The following is a 22081-nucleotide window of genomic DNA, read 5'->3' as shown; positions in this document are numbered from 1 at the left end:
ATTCCAGAAAGATCAATTATGTATAAAAATGTAATAATAAAAACAAGCGCCTTAAAAACATTAGTTTCAGACGCTTCCATTTTTCATAGCAATTGATTTTACTCTAATTCAGAAGCTATTTTGAAATTAAAATTACCATCCCTTACCATTTTAATCGAATTATCGATAGTATTATGGGCCTCGAATTCAAAATTACCATTAATATAATTTCCATTATCCTTAAGAATTTCTATATAAGGTAAAATAGTCTGAACCTGCTTATTTTCCACCATCGCATACCAGTCTCCCGGAGAATTCAGTACTCCGTACCTAATCCAGCTTTTATTAAATACATTATTTCCAAAAATATAATTTTTTGGACCCGTATAATCGCTGATATGAAAGGACATAATTTCTCCTTCCATAGTCTCCACATTCACTACAAGGTCTATTCCCCCATAGTCATTCAAATGTTTTTGGCAGGAAATTATTCCCCTGGCACGATCTACCAAAAAGGCTTCCCCGTTAATCTGAGCCTTTATAAACTCTTCTTCTTGGCCCTGATCTACCGCATCCTCATTACATCCTACTAAAAGGCAAAATATCATTACATAGGGGGCTAAGTGGAGTTTAAAAAAACTTTTCATCACACGAACATTTAATGGTTAAAAAATTATCAGGTAAAATTATAAAACCATTACTCATTTCAAAAGGGTATTTTCACCCTAATTTACTGAAATACAAAACTTTAACTTTTGTAAAAATATTCGTTGCACCCTTGCAGTACACCCTGCTAATCTTCTATGACTAGAGATCTATTTCCTTATCCTGGAAAAGCAAGAGAATTGTGATAATTACATAATTTTTTTCAAAAAATTAAAGTTTTAATGCCCTGCAAACCAAAGAAATGTATTAGCCCTTACGGAAACCCGTAAAATAGAAAGTAACAAAAGGCCTAATTTCGGTACACATAAGAAGAAATAGGTCTGTATTTGCTCTTATTACCGATGGTATTATAATAATGCCGGTTGCAGAAAACTAGATTGAGTAGGGTCTGTTTGGTTTTTGCGTAGCCGGCATTTTTTATTTGAGTCCTCTATGACCTTTTATTAAAGGAGAATTTTTAAATATCCGCCGCCTAAAAGTTACAAGAAGGGAAAATTGCTACAAGGCCTAGGAACCACTTATCACTTCCTAATTATAGCAATACCCTCTATGATAAATTTCCCTCTAAATATTTTTGTTGTTCCTATTTTAATTAGGGCTTGGGAAACATAAATTTTTCGATTGTAGTTATAGGTATTTCAGGATTCGCACCTTCTTCCCCTGCTACGAGTGCTCCAACTGCACAGGCAAAATCTAATGTATTTTGCAGCTCTTCTCCTTTTAATAATCCTGCGATTAGACTGGCTAAAAATGAATCTCCCGCGCCTACTGTATCTTTTACCTGAACCTTAAAACCACTGTTGTAATAACGCTTATTATCTTTTAGCAATACCGCGCCATGTCGACCTTTAGTGACACAAATGCTTCTTGTATTGGTCTTTTCAGAAAGGTATTGAAGGTTTTGTTCAAGTGAATTATAAGGTGAACCGAGCATTTGAGCGATTTCAAATAATTCGTCATCATTGAATTTTATAAAATCTGCCTGATCCATGAGGTTCACTAAAACTTCTTTGTTATAATATGGGGGACGTAAATTAATATCGAAAATCTTATATTTTGCCTTTGGTAAAAGTTCGAAAAGGGCTTTTCGACTGATTTCGTCGCGACAGACCAAACTTCCGAAGATAAAAGCATCCGCTTTGTGTACCGAATTCTTCATCGCCTCTGAAACTTGAATTTTATCCCAGGCTACGGGGTGTTTTATCTCGTAAGTAGCCGAGCCGCTCGCAGATAAAGTTACATTTACCACTCCCGTAGGGTACTGAGGATCCCTGGTTATATTTTCTGTCTTGATATTTTTTGATTTCAGGTAAGAAATCAGTTTCTCGCCTTTTTCATCATCTCCTACTTTGCTAAGCAATTCTGTAGACATTCTTAATTCGGATAATCTGGAGGCTACATTAAGCGGTGCGCCTCCAATTCTTTCCATATCAGGAAAAATATCATATAATATTTCGCCGAAGCATACGGCAGTTGGTTGTATGTTTAGCATTTATATTCTTTAGGTGAATTTATTTTCTCTTCCTATAGATAATTCTTCTCCGAGCTGCTCGAGGGTTTTTCCTTTGGTCTCTGGCATCATAAAAATGACAAAGATCAGTTGTAGTATCATCATAAAGGCGAAAAAGCCAAATACATACCCAGGACCAATGCTGGTGAAAAGTACCGGAACTAAAGAAGGTACAATCGCAGCCAGCACCCAGTGCGTAGACGAACCAAAGGCCTGCCCGGAGGCTCTGAGGTGGTTCGGGAATATTTCAGAAATAAACACCCAAATTACCGCTCCCTGTCCTATGGCGTGCGCCGCGATAAACAGGAACAGGAAAATAGGTACCCAGAGTCCGCCCCAATCCAGAAAGAATGCAGCAGCTACCAGGGAAAGAGAAATGATATATCCTATAGATCCCACAAACATTAATTTTTTCCTACCTACCCGGTCAATTAGAAAAACCCCAAGTATGGTGAAAAGTAAATTGACCACCCCGATACCTATACTACTTAGTAAGGCCGTATTGGCCTCTAAGCCGGCCGATTCAAAAATCCTGGGAGCGTAATAGAGAAAGGCGTTTATTCCGGATAACTGGTTGAAAAATGCGACCAAAAACGCCAGAATTAAAGGAAAACGATACTTCCTTATAAAAATATTCTCCCCGGTGATCTGGCGCTCTGATTGTTTTTTAATTTCTACCATCCGTTTTTCAAGGTCCCCTTCCGGGTTGATACTTTGAAGTATCCGGGCCGCTTCCTCATTTCTGGATTTAGAAATAAGCCAACGCGGACTCCTGGGGATGAACACCACAAAAACGATATAGATAAAAGCCGGAATTGCTTCTACACCTAACATCCAGCGCCAGGGTTGGGTGCCGGTATCACGCAGCAGGTAATTCGACAAATAAGCGATGAGGATACCAAGAACAATATTAAACTGATAAAGGGATACTAACCTACCCCTGTCTTTTGGGGGTGCAATTTCTGATACATAGGTAGGAGCTGCAATAGTAGAGGCACCAACACCCAAGCCCCCTATGAATCGAAAAACGGCAAAGGTGACAGGATCATTGGCAAAGGCTGAACCCAGGGCTGAGATAAGATAAAGCACCCCTATTATGATAAGGGTATTTTTTCTTCCGAATTTATTGGTTGGAATCCCTCCAAAAATAGCACCCACTACAGTTCCCCAAAGGGCCATTGCCATCACAACGGACCCGTGAAAAGCAGCAGAGGTTCCCCATAATTCCTGAAGCTGTTTATCGGCCCCAGAAATAACCACGGTGTCAAATCCGAAAAGAAAACCTGCTAAAGCAGCACTGATTGACCAGGCAAAAATTTTACTCATAATAAAGTAAATGAATATCTAAGCTAAGAATAAATTTCAACTCTTCAATCCTCAAATGTGATTTCTCAAGAATAAAGCTGAAATCAAAAGATTTCTGATAAATCAATGAACGTAGTTTTTACATTTATTATATTTGAAGATCTATTTAAAAAAAAACGTTTGAGACCTGCTGAAAATTATAACAACATTCTTGAAGATTTTTACAATTTTAAGGCTGAAGTTAAGGTTGCTTCCCCCGGAAGAATTAATCTCATTGGCGAACATACCGATTACAACCATGGTTTTGTAATGCCCTCGGCTATTGACAAGAAAATTCACTTTAAATTTAGGAAAAACGCACATGATAATTTGTGCCGAATCTATAGTGAAACCTTTGAAACCTATGCGGAATTCAACCTGAACCAAATTTCTAAAAGTAAAAATTCCTGGGAAAATTATTTATTAGGCGTCCTTGATGAAATTCAAAAATGCGAAAAAAAATTAAGTGGTTTTGACTGTATTATAAACAGTGAATTACCTATTGGGGCAGGGATTAGTTCTTCAGCAGCGCTGGAATGTGGATTTGCAAGTGGTTTAAATTCATTATTCAATTTAAATCTCTCGCAAATGGAAATCGTAAAGCTGAGTCAAAAGGCAGAAAATAATTTCGTGGGGAATAACTGTGGGATTATGGATCAGTTTGCATCGGTGATGAGTAAAAGGAACCATTTTATAAAATTGGATTGTAACTCTTTGGAAGCCGAATTTATTCCGGCTGAAATTCAAAATTGTAAATTACTCCTCTTAAACACTAATGTTTCGCATAACCTTGCCGAAAGTGAATATAATACCCGTAGACAGGAATGCGAAAATGCTGTGGCAATAATTCAGCAAAAATATTCTGCAGTAAGTTCACTTAGACAGGTAACTTTTGAAATGTTAGAGGAATTTAAAGAAGAAATTGGCCCTAAAAGTTTAAAACGTTGCCATTACGTCTTAGATGAAAATGAACGCGTGTTAAAAACTGAAAAAGCTTTACAAGAAGGGAATCTGAAAGCACTTGGGGAATTAATGTATGCCTCACATAGAGGTTTACAGTATCAGTACGAAGTAAGTTGTCCAGAACTGGATTTTCTAGTAGATTTTGCTGAAGATAAAGATTTTATTTATGGCTCCCGGATGATGGGTGGCGGCTTTGGTGGTTGTACTATTAATTTAATTGAATCAGATAAAATTGAAAATTATTTTGAAGAAGTGAAAAAGGCTTATCAGGAGAAATTCAATATTACCCTTACACCGATAACTGTAGTCCCCGACGAAGGAACCCGAATTACAAAATTTTAAAGCGAAAAAGATGAATACGGAATTGAACAAACATCCCCATAGAAGATATAATATTTTAACCGGAGAATGGATTTTAGTTTCTCCCCACCGAACCAAAAGGCCATGGCAGGGAAAAACTGAAAAAAATAACCAGGAAAAACGTAAATCTCACGACCCTAACTGCTATCTATGCCCCGGAAATTCCAGGGCTGGTGGAGAAACAAATCCTAATTATAAAGGGGTTCATTCTTTTGAAAATGACTTTCCTTCTCTTCTTCCCGATGGCCCTACTAAGGATTTTGAAAATGGCCTTTTGAAGGCCGAAAGTGAAACAGGAATATGTAAAGTCGTTTGTTTCTCACCAGATCATTCCCTTACCTTACCTCTTATGGCTGTGGAAGATATAACCAAAGTGGTAGGTCTTTGGAAAAAGGAATATGTGGAGTTAGGTAGTAAGGAACATATAAATTACGTTCAAATCTTTGAAAATAAAGGCGCAATGATGGGTTGCAGTAACCCGCATCCTCATGGGCAAATATGGTCGCAAAAATCAATTCCTACTGAAATTCTAAAAAAATCGAAACATTTTAAAGAATACTGGAAAAAAAACAATAGCAGTTTATTAATCGATTACTTAAAACAGGAACTGGAGTTGGACGAGCGAATTTTAGCTCAAAACGAACATTTTGTTGCCTTAATTCCATATTGGGCAGTTTGGCCCTATGAGGCAATGATAGTCCCTAAAAATCATTACCAGCATATAGGGCAGTTAAATAGCGAAGAGGAAAAGGCTTTTGCTGATATTATAAAAAGACTGACCATAAAATATGACAATCTCTTTGAAACATCATTCCCATATTCCTCTGGCATTCATCAAATGCCTACCAATGGTAAAGATTACCCGGAGTGGCATTTTCATATGAGTTTTTATCCACCGCTATTAAGATCAGCCACGGTAAAGAAATTTATGGTAGGTTATGAAATGTTTGCCGGTCCACAACGCGATATTACTGCAGAACAAGCAGCTAATAACTTAAAGGAATTATCTGATGTTCACTATTTAAAATCTTGAACCTGCTTTTGATTGCGCACCCTTTAATTCCCTATTCCACCCCATATTCAATAAAAGAAAATCGAAGCCTTATTTAAACTTGCTCATTCTATGATATTAATGTGCGTGTGAGGCCTGGCTCTTTTGCATCTCTGATATTAAGTAATATGCATTGTTGTATACAATCAAAGTACCCTTTGGCAAGCGGTCCAGGAGGTTAATTTCTACCCATCCATCTTCGGTAATTCCCGTTCGTATTTCAACGGGATCCAGCTTCCACTCCACGGTATCATTTGTATGGCTTTTCTGTGCCGTAAAAATGTATGATTTCCCATCCTCCTCTATCACCGCTTCTTCCGGTAAGGCCGTAACGGTCTCCCTATTGGTCCTTATTTTACCCTGAATGTACATGCCGGGAATGAGATAGTTTTTTTTATTTTGGATCTCTGCGTGAACGTGAACTGCTTTTGGCGATTTTTCAAATTGTTTTCCAACCGAATAGATTTCTCCTGTTAAATTACTACCCGGAACTGACTCTAAGGTAAATGAGATTTTTTGCCCTTCTTTTACTTTATGAATGTCTTTTTCAAATACCATCAAATCCGCGTGCACATGTTCATTATCAACTACCATAAACATACTCGTTTGTGGCTCTACATACTGCCCTATCTGTACCATCACCTTTTCGATGTATCCTTCTATAGGGCTGACCACAGGAATATACTCGTAAAGCTCTCCATTGATAACCCGTGACGGATTAAGATTTAACTGGCGTAATTGGGACTCATAGGCTCGGACTTCTCCTTGAACAGATTGATAATCTGATTGCGTTTGTTGAAAGCTCTTTCCAGAGGCGACCTGGGCTTCATACAGGCGTTTCTGTCTTTCAAATTCTTTTTCTAGAAATTGCATTTTGCTGAAAGCACTAATATAATCGGACTGGATGGCCGTTAAAGTAGGATGGGAGAGATAAGCCAGCACCTGATTTTTTTTCACTTTATCTCCCTCAATAACTTTAATGGAAGTCACATTCCCGCCTAAAATAGCAGTAACAGTAGCTTCGTATTGCGGTGGTACTTCCAATTCACCATTGGCTTCTACGATCCCTGTAAGTGCTTTTTTAGTTAAGGTATCCGTCTTAATACCTAAACTATTAAATTTCAACTCCGAAAGATATACCGGAGGCATTTCAGAATGCTCTCCTTCTTCTGTTTTTTCGGGATTGATTTTCGCAGTATTCTCGCTTTCTACCCCTGAATTTTCTCTGCATCCAGCTACCAGGATAATGAGGAAGGTAAATAACAGTATATTTAATATTCTTGATTTCATATCGTTTAATATCTTATTTTTTTAATTTGAATTGCGCAGGTAATATTCAAGTTGGTATCGGCTTTTGAGGTACTCATTGTAAGCCTCCCATGCCTGTACTTCAACACGAATAGCATTCCTTATCGTTTGAAGAAAAGTCACATAATCTATTGCCCCTTCCTTAAAAGCAAGTATAGCTCCTGCTTGTTGTTCTTTGGCCAGGGGAAGTGCCTCATTATTATAATAATCCCAGGAATTTTTCCATTTAATGTATTCTTCCCGCGTCATTTTATATGCGGTTTCTAATTCCAGTTTATCCTGGTGGAAATTCTGCTCCACAATTTTTCGGTTTATTTTTGCTTCCTGGGCACGACCTAATTCCGGTCCGAAAAATAGTGGAATTTGAATCCCTGCCTGGTATTGATAAAAACCAGCTTGCCCATTGATTTCTTGTCTTGCAAATTGGCCCTGAAATTTTGGAAGGAATTCAGATTTTTTCTCTCTAGTAATTGCCTTAGCCACTTCTACCCTTTGCTGAGAGACCTGAAGCTTGGGATGATCCTCCAGGGAATCCATCAATAAGTTGAAAGGCTTTTGCAAGGTTTCTACAGGCATATCGGCAACATCGTAAAGTGTATCGCTTACAAACCAAAGGTTTAATTGCTGTAGAGCTTTTTGGTAATTTCGATAAGATTGCTCCAGTTGAATTTTTACTTCATTCCCCTGGTTCGCTGTGGCAAGGTATTCCAACTTGGAAGTGGCTTCCGTTTCATACCTAATTCTTGCAGCCCTCTCAATATCTTCGAAAACAGAGTCCATTTTCTTATAAACCTCATAGATCTTTTTCCTGGTATAAACAGTGGTCCAGGCCTTGCTCACTTCAAGTTTAATCCCAATGGTGGTTAGATCCAAAACATTTTCTGCAAGCCTCATTCTTTCTTTTTGCAGTTTTAAGCGGGGAACAATTCCAAAGATATCTATCCCTTGTTGTTGGATACCAATTGGGGTGTATACCCCTTGCATACCATCTCCAACTTCTTCCTCTCCCGTGAAAATTTGCGTCCTGCCAAAATCGTATGCGGTTTTACTCAATACCTTCTCTTTTTCCACTGCCAGCCGGGCGGCCTTTAACTGTGGAAAGTTTTGTATCGCCATCTCCCGGGCTTTTTCCAGGCTTAGCCTTTGTAAACTATCCCCTGAAACCTCCGGATATATTTTAGGATCAATTTGTGCCATTGTCGTGAAAGTTCCTCCCAGGATAGCTCCTACAACCAAAATTGAATTTAAGGATCTAGAGCCGGAAGCATGAAGCTTATTTTGTGCTTTATTTTCCCTTTTTCGTTCTACTAAAGTATACAATGCAGGAAGCACAAGTAATGTAAGTAAGGTGGCCGTAAGCATCCCTCCAATGACTACTGTAGCCAAGGGTTGTTGTACTTCGGCACCAGCTGAGCTGGAAAAGGCCATTGGTAAAAACCCGAAAATATCTGTTGTTGCTGTTAACATAATAGGTCGTATGCGTTCCTTTGTTCCTGTAAAAATTCTGTCTTTTATGCTCGTTACGCCTTCCTCTTTTAAGGAGTTAAACCTGTTTACCAGTACCAGTCCATTTAAAACAGCCACTCCAAAGAGGACAATGAACCCAACACCGGCTGAAATACTGAAAGGCATACCTCGTATCCAAAGTGCAAAAACACCTCCAATGGCAGCCAGTGGAATGGCCATATAAATCATTATCGACTGGGAAAAAGACTTCAATGCAAAATAGAGTAAAACGAAAATGAGGAATAATGCAATTGGTACAACGATGAATAACCTATCTTTTGCACTTTGGAGATTTTCAAATTCTCCCCCATAAGAAATATAATAACCTGGTGGAAGCTTTAGCTGAGCATCCAGCTTTTGTTGAATATCCTTAACAACAGATTCCACATCCCTTCCACGGGCATTTACACCTACATAAGTTCTTCTGTAGGTGTTGTCCCTTGAAATTTGCATAGGTCCAGGCATATATTCAATCTTTGCCACTTCTTTTATTGGAACCTGGGTCCCATTAGGAAGATCAATATACATTCCACGCAAATCATCTATATTCCTTCGATGATCTTCACCAAATCTTACCACCAGATCAAAGCGTTTTTCTCCTTCAAAAATCACCCCTGCGGTCCCTCCCGCAAATGCCGTGCTTATATACTCGTTGACCTTTTGGATATCCAGTCCATACTGGGCCATTTTATCCCTGTTGAATTTCACTGTCATTTGCGGTAATCCTGAAGTCCTTTCAGCATTGACATCTTCAGCGCCCGGTACCGTCTGAATAATTTCTGCCATTTCCTGTGCTTTTTCTGATAATACATCCAGATCCTCACCGTACAGCTTTACAGCAATATCTTCTCTAACACCTTCAAGCAATTCGTTAAATCGCAATTCTACCGGTTGGGTAAACACCAGGTTAACTCCTGTCAGATTCTCATTCAGCTTATGTTTAATCTTCTCAATGAGTTTTTCTTTGGTTTCTGCCGTGGTCCACTTATCCTTATCCTTTTCCAGGATTAGATACATATCGGCTATATCCATAGGCATTGGATCCGTTGGAATATCCGCTACTCCAATTCTGGCTGTAACGGTTTTGATTTCAGGAAAATGCTCTAAAAGTAAATTCTCTATTCTTTTAGATACTTCTATAGACTCGGTTAAAGAACTTCCCGGACGTATTAAAGCCTGCATGGCAATATCTCCCTCATCGAGTTGAGGAACAAATTCTCCTCCCATTCTGGAAAAAACAAATCCGGTGAGAATAAGTAAAAAAACTGCTGTGCCAATAACGATCAATTTAAACCTTAATGCCCCTCTTAGTAAAGGCAAATAGACCTTTTGAACTCCGGCAAGAATTTTATCGCTTATTCTTTCCAGCCACCGTTCAAATTTTCCAAGCCAATGATTTTTATTTCGCACAGGCTTCATTAATAGCGCAGCCATCATGGGAACGTAGGTAAGGCAAAGAAGTATGGCTCCCAACATCGCGAAACTAAAAGTATATGCCATTGGTTTAAACATTTTTCCCTCCACACCGGTAAGAAAAAGAATAGGAGTAAACACAATAAGAATTATAATCTGTCCAAAGAATGCTGAACTCATCATAGTACTACCAGCTTCAAAGGCGACTTCATCCATATCAGGCTGACTGAATTTTTTCTTCCCAGCCCTTATTCTTTTTTGTATTTCGTATACGGTACCTTCAATAATAATTACAGCCCCGTCTATTATAATACCGAAGTCAATTGCACCAAGACTCATCAGGTTGGCCCACACCCCAAATTGCTTCATAAGGATAAAAGCAAAGAGGAGCGATAGAGGAATAGTGGTGGCGGTAATAAGTCCTCCCCTTAAACTTCCCAGCAGTAAAACAAGAGCAAAAATTACAATTAGTGCTCCTTCCAGTAAATTGGTTTTTACCGTATCTGTAGTTCTCTCTATTAACTCACTTCGGTCAATTATGGCATCTATTGTTAAGCCTTCAGGGAGGGACTTTTCAACCTCTTCCATTCGATCTTTTACCCTCTGGATAACCGCGTTAGGATTGGCACCCTTAAGCATCATAATGATCCCGCCTACAGCTTCTTCTCCATCCTGGGTGAAAGCTCCATAGCGGACCTGGTTTCCAAAATGAACTTTTTCTGCAACATCTCCAATGGTTACCGGAATGCCATCTTCCGTGGTTATGGAAATATTTCTTATATCATCCAGGGAACGAATTAATCCTTCACCACGAATAAAATTAGCCATCCTATTTTTTTCGATATACGCACCACCAGTATTAAGGTTGTTTCTTGCAAGGGCTTCATATACATCAGATATACTTATCCCCATACTATTCAACTTCTCCGGATTGATCGCTACCTCGTATTGTTTTATGAAACCCCCAAAAGAATTTACTTCCACTACACCTTCCAAAAGCGTTAGCTGTCGTTTGACCAACCAGTCCTGAATGGTCCGTAATTCCATTGGTGAATATTCAGTTTCAAATCCTTTCTTTGGCTTGATTGTATACTCATAGATTTGTCCCAAGCCCGTTGAAATTGGCCCCATAGCCGGACTCCCAAATTTATCAGGAATGGCCTGATCCAGTTCGTTGAGCTTTTCCTGAACAAGTTGCCTGGGAAGATAGGTGCCCATATCATCTTTAAAGACAATGGTAACCACGGATAGGCCAAACCGTGAAACGGAACGGATTTCTTTAACCCCTGGTAGATTCCCCATAGAAAGTTCTACAGGATAGGTAACAAATTGCTCTATATCTTCGGTCCCCAGGTTAGGAGACTGTGTGATAACCTGTACCTGGTTATTTGTAATGTCAGGCACCGAGCCCAGATTTATGGTAGACATGGACCAAATACCGGCACCTATAAGAGCCATGGTGAGCAAACCAATAATAAATTTATTATTGATAGAAAATGAAATGATTCTATTGATCATGAATAAAGATTTAATTCAATTAATGCTTTGAATAACCGAGCAGACCTTAATTTCCAGGTGGAAATAGATAAATCAGGTCTAAAAAGGATATAATTATCCTATAAAATGAATTAAACTCTTGGAGGCTGTAAGATAGGATGAGAGATTTCCATTCCTAAACTATCAAAATGGAGAAACACCTCAGAAGATATACTGGCAATTAAAGGCTGAAATTCCGAAGAACTAAAATTTACAGTATGTACATGACAGCAATGGCAGCTGCAAAATGGTGGGCATAAATCCGACATTTGTTCTTGAGAATGATTAGTGTCCAAATCTTGAAAATTAACTTGCGACACTTCTGAATCACTGTCTATTCTAGAAAAGTCATCGCTACAGACCACGAAATTGAGGCCTGATATATATATTGATAATATTAATGCGATTACTTTCACAATTGCAAAGATAATAAATTACAGGTGCAGAGGCTGCAATAGTAAAGAAGAAAATCGGGTCTAGTTTAGAGAGGTTATATTTAAAAATATTACCCAGGGTGCCTATTTTAATTACCCAGCAGCAGTCTTAGTTTAAATCATAAAAACCCTTTACGGAATTCTCAAATTCATTTTAAATATAGCATATAGGCCGACTTTTATCTCAAAGCATTCTGTTTTGTATTTTCTTTTTCCAAAATAGTTATCTTTTTGAGAATTGTAGAAAGAACCAGACTGAACAAGACAAATCCAATAAAGATCATAAACCCGGGTTGCAAAGATGTTTTGTTGGTTGAAATACTCACCAGGGATTCTGTTTCAATGTTCGCGGGGGAAAGTTCGTGGTCTAGTATTCCCTGAAATCCTATATAAGCCATAAATATTGCAATCACATAAACATCTGCCATACTCCACTTACCGGACTTAAAGGCAAAGAATTTAAGGATTTTGTTCTTCCTGATTTTATCATTACCGGCAAGATAAATCTGGGTGGATATTAGTTTGGCGATTGGAAAAATAATGCTAAAGGCAAGAATAAGAATTCCGACAAAGAAGGAATCTATCTTTCCTGTATCGAACAATATACCTATCACCTGCAGAATACTTTTACTTTGAAAGAAAATCACCTGGTCATTAAAAGTGATTTGTTCCCCAATCAACATAAAATTTACTTGATGAAAACGTGCATCAATTTCGATCATCGGCGCAGTAAGTCCAGAAAAAAGAACAACCAGTGCTAACATGACCGACAGTATAAACATAGGGATATGAAGGGCTACTTGTTTTCTTACTAACCACCAAATAATTAGAAACACTGCAATTATTCCTAGTAGGATATAAGTATGATAATAGGTTTTATTCTCGAGATTTTTTAGGTTATCGGCAATTTTGTGGTTGAAAGATCTCAAGTCTGTTACTTCGTATTTATCAAGAATTGCATTTAGTTTTACAACATCAGCCTCAGAATTAGCGTGGGTCATATCGCTGTACTCCTTAAGTTTACTCTTAATTACGTATTTTAGGGCTTCTTTGTTCTCGGGTTTTTGGATTTCGTTTACAATAGTCTGCGCAAACATAGGAACCAGGCCTCTGATTTTTTCCTCCGGCACTAAAGTTCTAACCGCAAATTTTCGCAATTTCCCCTTTAAACTTTTCTGTTTAAGGTTCATTAAACTATCTCCCTTATTTATCCCAGCCATAAGAATGTTTTCTACCTGTAATACCAGGGTATCTTCCTGAGCTGGGGTGAATTCAAATTCATCTATACGGTTGAGAACCATATTGGTTAAATGATCTCTCCAAATATTAACCGAAAGAATGCCATGGGTAATGCTGTTAAGCTGGCTGTAATCCTTTTTAATTTCCGCTGCTTCAGAGGAATATTTATATACCAGGTAACTACTCCATCCGGCTATGGAAAGAAAAAGACCTGTAAATAAAACAAGAAGAATACGTTTTAAATTTATTGACATGTTACCCGAGTATGTATTAAAGTTACTTTAAACCGGACACTTGCCATTTTAGTTTTAAGGGGCTGATATTCGGCTATTTAATTATAGCCAAATTAAAAGCTTTAAAAGTTAATTCATCATAATTAAAACCCAATTAAACACCTCTAGGCTCATCTTTTAATTATCTTAATGCACACCTATTAAATATTAAAAAATGAGACATGCTATATGTTATGTAAGTAACAAAAACAAAGAAATTAGTGATTTTCAGATTCAGGAGCTATTGGAAGAATCTGCCTCTAATAATATCTTATCTGGTATTAAGGGGGTCCTACTTTATTCGGAGGGAAACTTTTTTCAAATTATAGAGGGAGAAAAAGTATTTATATTAAGCCTCTTTGAAACAATAAGGCAGGACGCTGGTCATCATGGAATTATCCAAATTGTAGGACGTGATGTAGAGCAGGATGCATTTGATGGCTACAAAACCGACATTTTAAGTGGTGATATGAAATATCAAACAAGCATACCGAAGGAATATACCGATACTTTAGAAGGTTTGCCTTGGGACCTTAAAAAAATAATGGAGAGAATGATGGGGACCTTTATAGATACCCATTGATATAAAGCTGACAATTGATACCGATTTAAAAAATCTTATGAATCACATCATACTTCGAACAATATAGAAAAACCTCCTTTTCAGGAGGTTTTTGAAGCTTTTACTTTTTAGATTCTGCTACTGAAACCTTACGAAATTCTTTTAAAAGTTTTTCCAGTTCCAAAGAAGATTTTCTAGCTCTGGTCCCTGCGCTTTTATTACCAGTTTCTAACTGTGCATTAGCCTCAGTTTGGAAAGATTCAAAAGTAGTTTTGATGTTTTCAACAAGATTTTTCATGATAGTTGTTTTTAATTTGAGTTGCGAAAATAGCAGAATATTCCTTGGATTCTCCTGTTTTGAATTAATTTTGGCGAATATTTTTATTCAATATTGTTGATATCTCTATAACAAGGAAAGGAAAAAGAGAAGTCGATTATTGAAATTAAAATTCTGCAAAAGCTTCAAATCAGAATTCTTCCTTCTTGCTACCAATTCGGATTTTGATATTGACGCTGTCGCTGTAATCCGTATATTCCAGTCTAATTTTTTTTCCGGGAACGATTTTAATGCCAGTGGAGTTTTATCATCTTTTACCCGGCTTTTTCATCACTTTCCTAAAACAATAAAGCATAACCGCGGTAACGGAAAATTGGACAACTAACATTATTATTAATGGTTCAGGATTCATATTACGATTTATTTTTTCTTTTCCTATAAGCTATATATACTAATAATGCGATCCCAATAAATAGTGAAAGCAGAAATAGTCTTGCCATATTGGCAAAGAAGATTTGATTAGCAATGGTTTCAACCTGCTTCATATCAGTAGATCCGGCCAGGGTTTCTTTTAATCCTGAATTATTTATTTGCATTAACAAAGAACTATTATCTAATGGCCAGCCGTAACCGGAAAATACTAGATCAAAAGCATCGGCCCAGTTATTGCCTTCGGGAGTGAAGAATGCACCGAGAAAAACAAAAATTAGCAGTAAAGGTGTTACAAATTTAATTATCCATTTGTAAATTTTTGGTATGATTATATCAGCGCCTTCATTAATTTCCTGCCAACCCCTGTCAATTCCAAAAACCCAGGCGAAAAGAATGGTTTCGGCCAAAGCAAATATCACCAGGGAGACTGTTCCGGCCCAGTAGTCGTATTGGTCAAAAAATCCATACTTATAAAATATTACACAAGGTAATCCTAAGCAAAGCGTAAGGAATCCAAAGGACAAAGCACCTTTGATCCTTCCCCATCCAAATTCATCTCGCATAAATCCCATCCATGGAGTTCCCATGGCTAATGAGGAAGTAATTCCGGCAAAAAACAAAAGGCCAAACCAAAAAATACCAGCCAGGGCAGCCAGGAAAGATCCCCATTGACTGAAAAGAAATGGCATCGATTGAAATGCCATCCCGAAGCCAATATTTTCTTTAACCCAATCCAGGCCGAAATATCCAGCAGCAATTGGCACAACTATTAGGCTTCCGAGCACTACTTCTACAAATTCATTGGTAAAGCCAGCCGAAGTTGCATTTAATGCAATATCCTCTTTGCTGTTAATATAGGCTGCATAACAGTGAATGGTACCCATACCTACCGAGAGGGTAAAGAATATTTGTCCCGCTGCCGCCAGCCAAATTCCGGGCTTTAATAAAGAGTCATACTGAGGTGTCCATAGGTAATTGAGCCCATCCCAGGCATTGGCCAGGGGAAATTCCGCCGATGAAGCAGTGGTCCCAAGACTAAGCCCGCGAATGGCCAGAAAGATTCCGAATAAAATCAGTAAAGGCATTCCTATTTTTGCTACCTGTTCTATACCTGCCAAACCTTTGCTGAGTATATAAGTATTGATAAGAATACATATAACAAAAAACAAAATTGCTTCGTTAGGAACACCCAAAAAATCAGTAGTCATATTCACATAATCACTAAAATACTGGGCGATCTCGGTTTGCGAAAGTCCTGTAAAGGTTCCCCTGATACTATGAAAAGTATAGGATAGCGTCCATGATTCAATATAACAATAATAGGCTGCTACCGCTATATTGGTAAAGATACCGAATACTCCCACATATTTCCACAGGGAACCAGAGCCCATAGAACCTAGAATAAATGGAGTAGAATGATGCCCCTTACTTCCACCAAAACGCCCCATAGACCACTCTATCCACAAGAGTGGAATTCCCATTAAAAGAAAACAAACGAGATAAGGAATTATAAAGGTTCCACCTCCATTTTGGACCGCCTGTACAGGGAACCTCAGAAAATTCCCCAATCCTACTGAATTTCCTGCCATCGCCAGGATAAGTCCCAAACGACTACCCCAGGCTTCTTTTTTTTCACTCATTACTGAAAAATATATCTTAACTGGAACTGAATAATTTTTGTTTTCAATCTATTAAATTAATGGAGTTAGATTCCCTCATCTTAGGTAAGGAAGTATTTTTTAATTATCCCTATGATAGTCTTATTACGATATCATAAATCCGCAGAATAAAAATTAATTCAATGTTAAAGTAGGAAAGATTGGCTAACTACTATGGGGTTTAAAAACCCGCTTACAAAATCCATAATTCAAGGGAAATATTTCGTCTAGAACCCATCACAAAAATTCTAATTATGATATTACCCAGTTTTTCATAGAATAATTAGAAAGAGGCATTCAGCACCACTATTATCCTTTAGCCCCCCCTTTCTTATCTGATAGCAGGGAAATTTTTTATACGAGCTATTTGGAATTCTAATTTTGGGTTTAAATACTTCCTTAAGTAAATGTATAACAAAAAATTATTATTTTTTATAAATAAATGACAATCCCCAATAACTATTTAGAAATTAAAAATAAATTCTTCAAATAAAATATTATTAAATTATTAACAATATTATTATTTAAATTTGATCCAATATTCGAAAGTAATTATGCCAAATTTTAGATTGCTTTTTATTTTTATTTTGTTGCTTTCTAGCAGCATTACAACCTGTTTGAACGCTTCAGAAACAGGCCCTATCGCTGTTGACTCGAAGATTGAACCTCAGTTTTCGGAGGATCTGGAAGACTTAGCTCACAGTCATCTTTCGGTATCAAAAGACTTTTTAAAAGATAGATCAAAGGAATATTCTACGAACTTTAAGTATAATGAAAATACTCGGAAGCTTTCCAGGGATAAAGCGTACTTTTCTGGCCATAGATTTATTCAACCGGGTCTAAGCCTCCCTGAAATAATTTTTCCTTTTCATATTTTTCTGTAATACCATTTCTCGGGTACTCCCCATAAAAAGAATGACCGCATTTTAAAAACCACCACTCCGGTGATCAATTGTGCTGTTATAAATTCAAAAAAATAATATTTTAAATTCAGAAAAAATGAAAATAGATTTTATAATTATTTCTTGCATACTGATAATTATTTGTTTTTTGCCCTTTATACTATTCCCATATTTCGGCAGAAAAGAGGAGCAAAGTATCAAAAGAAAATTTAAAGAAGAAGCACTGAAGTTAGGTCTAAATATAGGCTTTGAACTCCATTGGAATACCAACAGAACAGGAATAGATGTACAAAAAAAACAACTATTGTTGGTTCAAAAACCAGATATGGATTTTGAAATAAAAAAGGTAGATTTAAACAAGGTAAGCAACATTAAAATGGAAACCCACTTCATTAATGTTAAGCAACAAGGTAAGCAAGTGGAAATACTATCGCGCATAGAACTGGAATTCCATAAAAATAATTATCTGGCACCAATAGTTGTAACTGTCTTTGACCACGACCGTAATTATAACCAGGATTTCGAAATAGGAAATACACAGAAATTGGTGGCCGAACTGCAGAAATATTTAAGCGCTCAACCAGTGTTAAAACATACTGCATAATGTTCCTAAATATTATTTTATTGACAATTGGTCTGTTCCTTCTAATAAAAGGTGCAGACTGGTTAGTCAACGGAGCTTCCACTATTGCCAGGAAGAAAAAGGTTTCTGATCTGGCCATTGGTTTAACTATTGTCGCTTTTGGAACTTCGGCTCCAGAACTTGTCGTGAATTTATCTGCATCCATAGAAAATCATCAGGATATTGTATTTGGTAATATTATTGGCAGTAACAACTTTAATCTGTTTTTTATTCTTGGAGTTGCAGGCGTAATCACTCCTTTGGCGGTCCAGTCCAGCACCCTGTTTAAAGAGATTCCTATATCATTGATAGCGGGAATAATGGTACTAATCCTAGCAAACAGTTTTATTTTTCAGGAAAAAATTCTTAGCCGAGTTGATGGTATAATCCTTTTAATTTTGTTCTTAATTTTCCTTGCTTACGTGTATACACAACTTAAAGGCGAACCGGTAATCGAGAATATCAAGGAATTAAATTTACCCGTTTGGAAAATTTGGGGTTTAATTATTATTGGATTGTTGGCCCTTATTGCCGGCGGAAGATTAGTAGTAGATAGTGCTGTATTTATGGCTTCCACAATGGGTGTAAGCGAAAAACTAATAGGCTTAACAATTATAGCTGCAGGAACATCTTTACCAGAACTGGCCACCTCTGTTGTTGCTGCATTTAAGAAAAATAGTGACATCGCTATAGGCAACGTCATAGGATCAAATATTTTCAATATCTTTTTTATTCTTGGTATCAGTGCCACCGTTAGGCCTATTGCCTATGATATTGCATTTAACCGCGATATTTACCTGCTCCTTGGAGGCACAACACTTCTCTTCCTGCTTCTTTATTCGGGAAAGAAAAAACTTGTTAGACCTGCGGCAGCACTACTAGTAATTACATTTATTGTCTACACCTTATACCTGGTAAGTCAGGAAACCTATATAAAATAATGCTTAACGATATAATCACTTCAATGCTCTGGAGCATCTCTCCCTTTGGGGAGGCTAAAGTTGGAATTCCGTATGCCATATATAATAACGTAAATTACTACCTGGCCTTTACAGTATGCTTTGGAGCAAATTTAATGGTATTCCCGGTTATGCAATTCTTTCTTAACAATATCAATAAATATTTCTTGAAGTGGCGATTCTATAAGAAATCTGCCATCTATGTTGCTCGTAGAGCTAAACTCGGAGCTGGTAAGAATGTTCAGAAATATGGATTCTGGGGATTATTAGTATTTGTAATGGTCCCTATTCCTGGAACAGGAGTTTATGCTGGTACCATTGCCGCCTGGTTATTTGGGCTGGAGAAAAAACAAGCCTTTGTGGCCAATACAATAGGCATCTTCCTATCCTGTGTAATAGTTTGGGTTGTAACAATCATTTCAATAAATGGGATAAACCAATAGACTGAAAGCCTAAAATTTAATTTTTAATAGCTAAAAAAAATAGCATTTAAGGAGTTTATAGTGGTCTTGGCCATCAGTTCACGGGGAGACGTGCGTGAGTAAGTTAAAGGTTTGTTTAAGGCGCCATTACCTAACAAGAAGCTCTAAATGAATTTGGGTAAATTTTTAAACCAATTAGCTATATTCTTCCCTCCCTCCGCTTTATTGAAAATCAATTCCTGAATTTTCAAAGACTCTGATAAAAATTGAAAGAGAAAATTATTTTTAATTTCTCTATATTTAAACCTAATCTGATTCATTGCCAAATTTTATGTTTTCTTGCTATCGAACTCTTTATTCCTTAAAAGACTATTTTTATAATAATTATGGAATTTAGAGTGGATCCAGACACCTGGTTTATTTTTAGCATCTTGTTTATAAGTGGACTGGGGCTATTCATTATAGGTTTTATAACTATACCCTATATTCTGCGCAAAAAACAAATCGAGCGTCTACAATTCAAACTAGATAAAAAAAGTGATCGTTTTGAAAAAGTAGAAAAGAAAATTTCACATCGTAGGGAAATCCAATTGGAAAAGAATAATCAGAAGTTAAAATCTGATCTAAAGGTATCTCTCAAAGAAATAGTGAAAAACAAAGGGCACAACCCTCAAACCCTCACTTTCTTTTCGGATTTCGAGAAAGTATATCCTGATTTCATATCATCTCTTCATAGTGTTATTCCAAATATAACCTCGAATGAAATAAAATTATGCGCACTACTGCGCATGAATTTGAGTGCAAAGGAGGTGAGTGAATTATTAAACATCACACCGGAAAGTGTGAATAAAGCACGTTATAGGTTAAGAAAAAAGATAGGCTTGCAGGCTAAAGATGATTTAGATATTTTTCTTCTAAAATTATCAAATTCAGATAGTTAAAATTCTGTCCATCATTTGTCCATTAGAATTAATGTGAGATTGAAGGCCTCCTCAGTATGTTTGCTTAAAACAAAGCCGATGAGACCTTTCGAAATTATTTTACTTGTAATTGCCACAATCTATACTATCTTATTTTTACTTAAGCTCAGGATTCAAAAAAAGAAAACCTTTACAATTTTTATAGGAATTATCTTCATTTTGCATCTTGCATCGGAAGGATTCCGATGGCAAATGCTTCCGGGCTATTTAATAGTTACTGGAGTTATACTTCTATTATGGAAACAACGAACATGGAAAGAATGGAATTTATGGGTAAAGATTCTAATTTCGACCGGCTTTTGTATTGTTTTATTATTGGGTTGGATTTTACCTATTATTTTACCGGTTTTTAAATTACCCACACCTACTGGCAAGTATGAGATTGGGTCAAAGTACATTCATATTAAAACAGAAAGACCGGAATTAATAACCCCGGATAAAAATGATAAAAGGGAATTAATGGTTAAAGCTTGGTATCCAGCCCAAATCGCAGATGAAAATTTGGAAAAATACCTTGATAAGGGAAGCAGACAAGGTTTTGCTGACAAATATGGATTACCCGGATGGTCTATGAACTACTTAGACTTTATAAAAACAAATACCTACAGAAGTCCGGAAGTTGCCAAGGGGAAATTCCCGGTTTTAATTTTTTCTCACGGCCACTACTCTAAAGCCTTTGGTTATTATGCGCTCATTGAAGAAATTGTAAGCCAGGGTTATATTGTTTTAAATATCAACCATACTTATGAAAGTGCAGGTTCCATTTTTCCAAACGGGGATTTAAGGCTATATAATACCACTTATGATAGCTTAAATAACAATCAAGAAATGGCTGAAATGGCTTGGAACGCTACACAAGAATTTAAAAGAGCAAAAAATACCAAAGAAGAATTTAAGGCAATTCAAGACTTACTGGAAGATTACATAGCTGCTGAAAGTATTAAAAGATGGAGTAAGGATATCTCTTCGGTAATTGATCATTTGGAGAAAGAAGAAGGTTTCTCCTTCTTAAAAAATCATATTATTAATTCAAATATTGGTGTTTTTGGACATTCACACGGAGGAGCTGCTGCAGGCCAGGTTTTACTTGATGATATACGTGTAAAGGCCGCAATAAATCTAGATGGTACCCAATGGGGAGGTATGGTCAATAACACTTTAGATCATCCTTTTGCTTATATATCTTCAGAATGGCCAGAAGAGCAACCAAATTTCAATAAACATGCATTTCGGAATAAAAGCAAGGCCGACTTTTACAATATCGAAATTGAGAATTCCGGGCATTCTAATTTTATGGATATCCCATTAATGGTCAATTTTTCTGCAGTGAATGAAGCTGGAAGTATTGATTCATTGAAAGCCTATAAAATTGCAAATTCGCTTATAATTCAGTTTTTCGACAAATACCTTTTGAAAAAACCAATAAACATAATGGAAATCGAAAAAGAGTTTGCCGAAATTAAAATTGAAAGGAGATTTTAGATGGATCAGTTTTAGAAATCCCTAAGAGCTCCTGTAAATGCCAGGAATTAGATTTTTAATTTGTTGGTTGAAAAGAATTTTTCACGGTTGATGAAGTTGATTTCCAATTTGTTAGGATTCTTGTTTAACAACAAATCTACCGTAGTATTAAAGGGAATCTCTGGAGGAACATCGGTTAAAACCTTTAAATAAGCATCATTCACG

At 36.9% G+C, this 22081-nt stretch carries 17 protein-coding genes; 8 read left to right on the top strand and 9 right to left on the bottom strand.

The genetic code is table 11. The features are described from left to right. Positions 1 to 98 precede the first annotated feature (98 nt). From DET49_RS04280 to DET49_RS04270, 3 genes are all read right to left on the bottom strand, one after another. Positions 99 to 626 carry a hypothetical protein gene (locus DET49_RS04280; RefSeq protein ID WP_133546859.1) on the bottom strand — a complete coding sequence of 176 codons (528 nt, stop codon included), beginning with the start codon at positions 624 to 626 and terminating at the stop codon, positions 99 to 101. Positions 627 to 1237: 611 nt separating this feature from the next. Next, positions 1238 to 2137 carry a carbohydrate kinase family protein gene (locus tag DET49_RS04275; protein ID WP_133546858.1) on the bottom strand — a complete coding sequence of 300 codons (900 nt, stop codon included), beginning with the start codon at positions 2135 to 2137 and terminating at the stop codon, positions 1238 to 1240. 9 nt (positions 2138 to 2146) lie between these two features. Further along, the gene (locus DET49_RS04270) at positions 2147 to 3481 is read right to left on the bottom strand and encodes a sugar porter family MFS transporter (RefSeq protein WP_133546857.1); all 1335 of its coding nucleotides are present in this window, start codon (positions 3479 to 3481) and stop codon (positions 2147 to 2149) included. A 105-nt stretch (positions 3482 to 3586) separates the two neighbouring features. Here DET49_RS04270 and galK point away from each other — a divergent pair, with 105 nt between their 5' ends. Then, entirely contained in the window at positions 3587 to 4804 is a 1218-nt protein-coding gene (gene galK, locus DET49_RS04265) for a galactokinase (RefSeq protein WP_133546856.1), read from the top strand. A gap of 10 nt (positions 4805 to 4814) precedes the next feature. After that, entirely contained in the window at positions 4815 to 5855 is a 1041-nt protein-coding gene (locus DET49_RS04260; RefSeq protein ID WP_133546855.1) for a UDP-glucose--hexose-1-phosphate uridylyltransferase, read from the top strand. Between the two features lie 96 nt (positions 5856 to 5951). Here the strand turns inward: DET49_RS04260 and DET49_RS04255 are convergent, their stop codons facing one another. The 4 genes from DET49_RS04255 to DET49_RS04240 form a co-directional block, all read right to left on the bottom strand. Further along, entirely contained in the window at positions 5952 to 7163 is a 1212-nt protein-coding gene (locus tag DET49_RS04255; RefSeq protein WP_133546854.1) for an efflux RND transporter periplasmic adaptor subunit, read from the bottom strand. 21 nt (positions 7164 to 7184) lie between these two features. After that, positions 7185 to 11618 carry a CusA/CzcA family heavy metal efflux RND transporter gene (locus DET49_RS04250; RefSeq protein ID WP_133546853.1) on the bottom strand — a complete coding sequence of 1478 codons (4434 nt, stop codon included), beginning with the start codon at positions 11616 to 11618 and terminating at the stop codon, positions 7185 to 7187. Positions 11619 to 11728: 110 nt separating this feature from the next. After that, on the bottom strand, positions 11729 to 12052 hold the full coding sequence (locus tag DET49_RS18880; RefSeq protein WP_133546852.1) for a DUF6660 family protein: 324 nt from the start codon (positions 12050 to 12052) through the stop codon (positions 11729 to 11731). A gap of 197 nt (positions 12053 to 12249) precedes the next feature. After that, on the bottom strand, positions 12250 to 13563 hold the full coding sequence (locus DET49_RS04240; protein WP_133546851.1) for a paraquat-inducible protein A: 1314 nt from the start codon (positions 13561 to 13563) through the stop codon (positions 12250 to 12252). A 193-nt stretch (positions 13564 to 13756) separates the two neighbouring features. Here DET49_RS04240 and DET49_RS04235 point away from each other — a divergent pair, with 193 nt between their 5' ends. Beyond that, positions 13757 to 14164, top strand: coding sequence for a BLUF domain-containing protein (locus DET49_RS04235; RefSeq protein ID WP_133546850.1), 408 nt, complete (start codon positions 13757 to 13759; stop codon positions 14162 to 14164). Positions 14165 to 14264: 100 nt separating this feature from the next. On the opposite strand, the gene DET49_RS04230 is transcribed toward DET49_RS04235, so the two are convergent. Continuing rightward, on the bottom strand, positions 14265 to 14441 hold the full coding sequence (locus tag DET49_RS04230; RefSeq protein ID WP_133546849.1) for a histone H1: 177 nt from the start codon (positions 14439 to 14441) through the stop codon (positions 14265 to 14267). 392 nt (positions 14442 to 14833) lie between these two features. After that, the gene (locus tag DET49_RS04225; protein WP_133546848.1) at positions 14834 to 16492 is read right to left on the bottom strand and encodes a sodium:calcium symporter; all 1659 of its coding nucleotides are present in this window, start codon (positions 16490 to 16492) and stop codon (positions 14834 to 14836) included. 1017 nt (positions 16493 to 17509) lie between these two features. On the opposite strand from DET49_RS04225, the gene DET49_RS04220 reads away from it, so the two are divergent. The 5 genes from DET49_RS04220 (at position 17510) to DET49_RS04200 (ending at position 21877) form a co-directional block, all read left to right on the top strand. After that, the gene (locus DET49_RS04220) at positions 17510 to 18016 is read left to right on the top strand and encodes a hypothetical protein (protein ID WP_133546847.1); all 507 of its coding nucleotides are present in this window, start codon (positions 17510 to 17512) and stop codon (positions 18014 to 18016) included. Then, positions 18016 to 18975 carry a calcium/sodium antiporter gene (locus tag DET49_RS04215; protein ID WP_133546846.1) on the top strand — a complete coding sequence of 320 codons (960 nt, stop codon included), beginning with the start codon at positions 18016 to 18018 and terminating at the stop codon, positions 18973 to 18975. The genes DET49_RS04220 and DET49_RS04215 overlap by 1 nt, the downstream gene beginning before the upstream one ends. Further along, positions 18975 to 19436 carry a COG2426 family protein gene (locus DET49_RS04210; protein WP_133546845.1) on the top strand — a complete coding sequence of 154 codons (462 nt, stop codon included), beginning with the start codon at positions 18975 to 18977 and terminating at the stop codon, positions 19434 to 19436. The genes DET49_RS04215 and DET49_RS04210 overlap by 1 nt, the downstream gene beginning before the upstream one ends. A 365-nt stretch (positions 19437 to 19801) precedes the next feature. Beyond that, positions 19802 to 20356: a helix-turn-helix transcriptional regulator gene (locus tag DET49_RS04205; protein WP_133546844.1), complete on the top strand. Its 555-nt coding sequence runs from the start codon at positions 19802 to 19804 to the stop codon at positions 20354 to 20356. Positions 20357 to 20434: 78 nt separating this feature from the next. Then, positions 20435 to 21877: an alpha/beta hydrolase family protein gene (locus tag DET49_RS04200; RefSeq protein ID WP_133546843.1), complete on the top strand. Its 1443-nt coding sequence runs from the start codon at positions 20435 to 20437 to the stop codon at positions 21875 to 21877. Positions 21878 to 22081 lie beyond the last annotated feature (204 nt).

It is taken from the genome of Salegentibacter sp. 24, from assembly GCF_004362395.1.
GTDB lineage: Bacteria > Bacteroidota > Bacteroidia > Flavobacteriales > Flavobacteriaceae > Salegentibacter.
Note: the sequence above shows the minus strand (reverse complement) of the source record. Positions and strands in the feature narration are given on the sequence as shown.

Excerpts from the sequence above, each read along its gene's own strand:
- DET49_RS04280 (WP_133546859.1), bottom strand. The coding sequence starts at position 626 with ATGAAAAGTTTTTTTAAACTCCACTTAGCCCCCTATGTAATGATATTT.
- DET49_RS04275 (WP_133546858.1), bottom strand. The coding sequence starts at position 2,137 with ATGCTAAACATACAACCAACTGCCGTATGCTTCGGCGAAATATTATAT.
- DET49_RS04270 (WP_133546857.1), bottom strand. The coding sequence starts at position 3,481 with ATGAGTAAAATTTTTGCCTGGTCAATCAGTGCTGCTTTAGCAGGTTTT.
- DET49_RS04220 (WP_133546847.1), top strand. The coding sequence starts at position 17,510 with ATGAAAATAGATTTTATAATTATTTCTTGCATACTGATAATTATTTGT.
- galK (WP_133546856.1), top strand. The coding sequence starts at position 3,587 with ATGAACGTAGTTTTTACATTTATTATATTTGAAGATCTATTTAAAAAA.
- DET49_RS04225 (WP_133546848.1), bottom strand. The coding sequence starts at position 16,492 with ATGAGTGAAAAAAAAGAAGCCTGGGGTAGTCGTTTGGGACTTATCCTG.
- DET49_RS04230 (WP_133546849.1), bottom strand. The coding sequence starts at position 14,441 with ATGAAAAATCTTGTTGAAAACATCAAAACTACTTTTGAATCTTTCCAA.
- DET49_RS04205 (WP_133546844.1), top strand. The coding sequence starts at position 19,802 with ATGGAATTTAGAGTGGATCCAGACACCTGGTTTATTTTTAGCATCTTG.
- DET49_RS04235 (WP_133546850.1), top strand. The coding sequence starts at position 13,757 with ATGAGACATGCTATATGTTATGTAAGTAACAAAAACAAAGAAATTAGT.
- DET49_RS04250 (WP_133546853.1), bottom strand. The coding sequence starts at position 11,618 with ATGATCAATAGAATCATTTCATTTTCTATCAATAATAAATTTATTATT.
- DET49_RS04200 (WP_133546843.1), top strand. The coding sequence starts at position 20,435 with ATGAGACCTTTCGAAATTATTTTACTTGTAATTGCCACAATCTATACT.
- DET49_RS04210 (WP_133546845.1), top strand. The coding sequence starts at position 18,975 with ATGCTTAACGATATAATCACTTCAATGCTCTGGAGCATCTCTCCCTTT.
- DET49_RS04260 (WP_133546855.1), top strand. The coding sequence starts at position 4,815 with ATGAATACGGAATTGAACAAACATCCCCATAGAAGATATAATATTTTA.
- DET49_RS04240 (WP_133546851.1), bottom strand. The coding sequence starts at position 13,563 with ATGTCAATAAATTTAAAACGTATTCTTCTTGTTTTATTTACAGGTCTT.
- DET49_RS04215 (WP_133546846.1), top strand. The coding sequence starts at position 18,016 with ATGTTCCTAAATATTATTTTATTGACAATTGGTCTGTTCCTTCTAATA.
- DET49_RS04255 (WP_133546854.1), bottom strand. The coding sequence starts at position 7,163 with ATGAAATCAAGAATATTAAATATACTGTTATTTACCTTCCTCATTATC.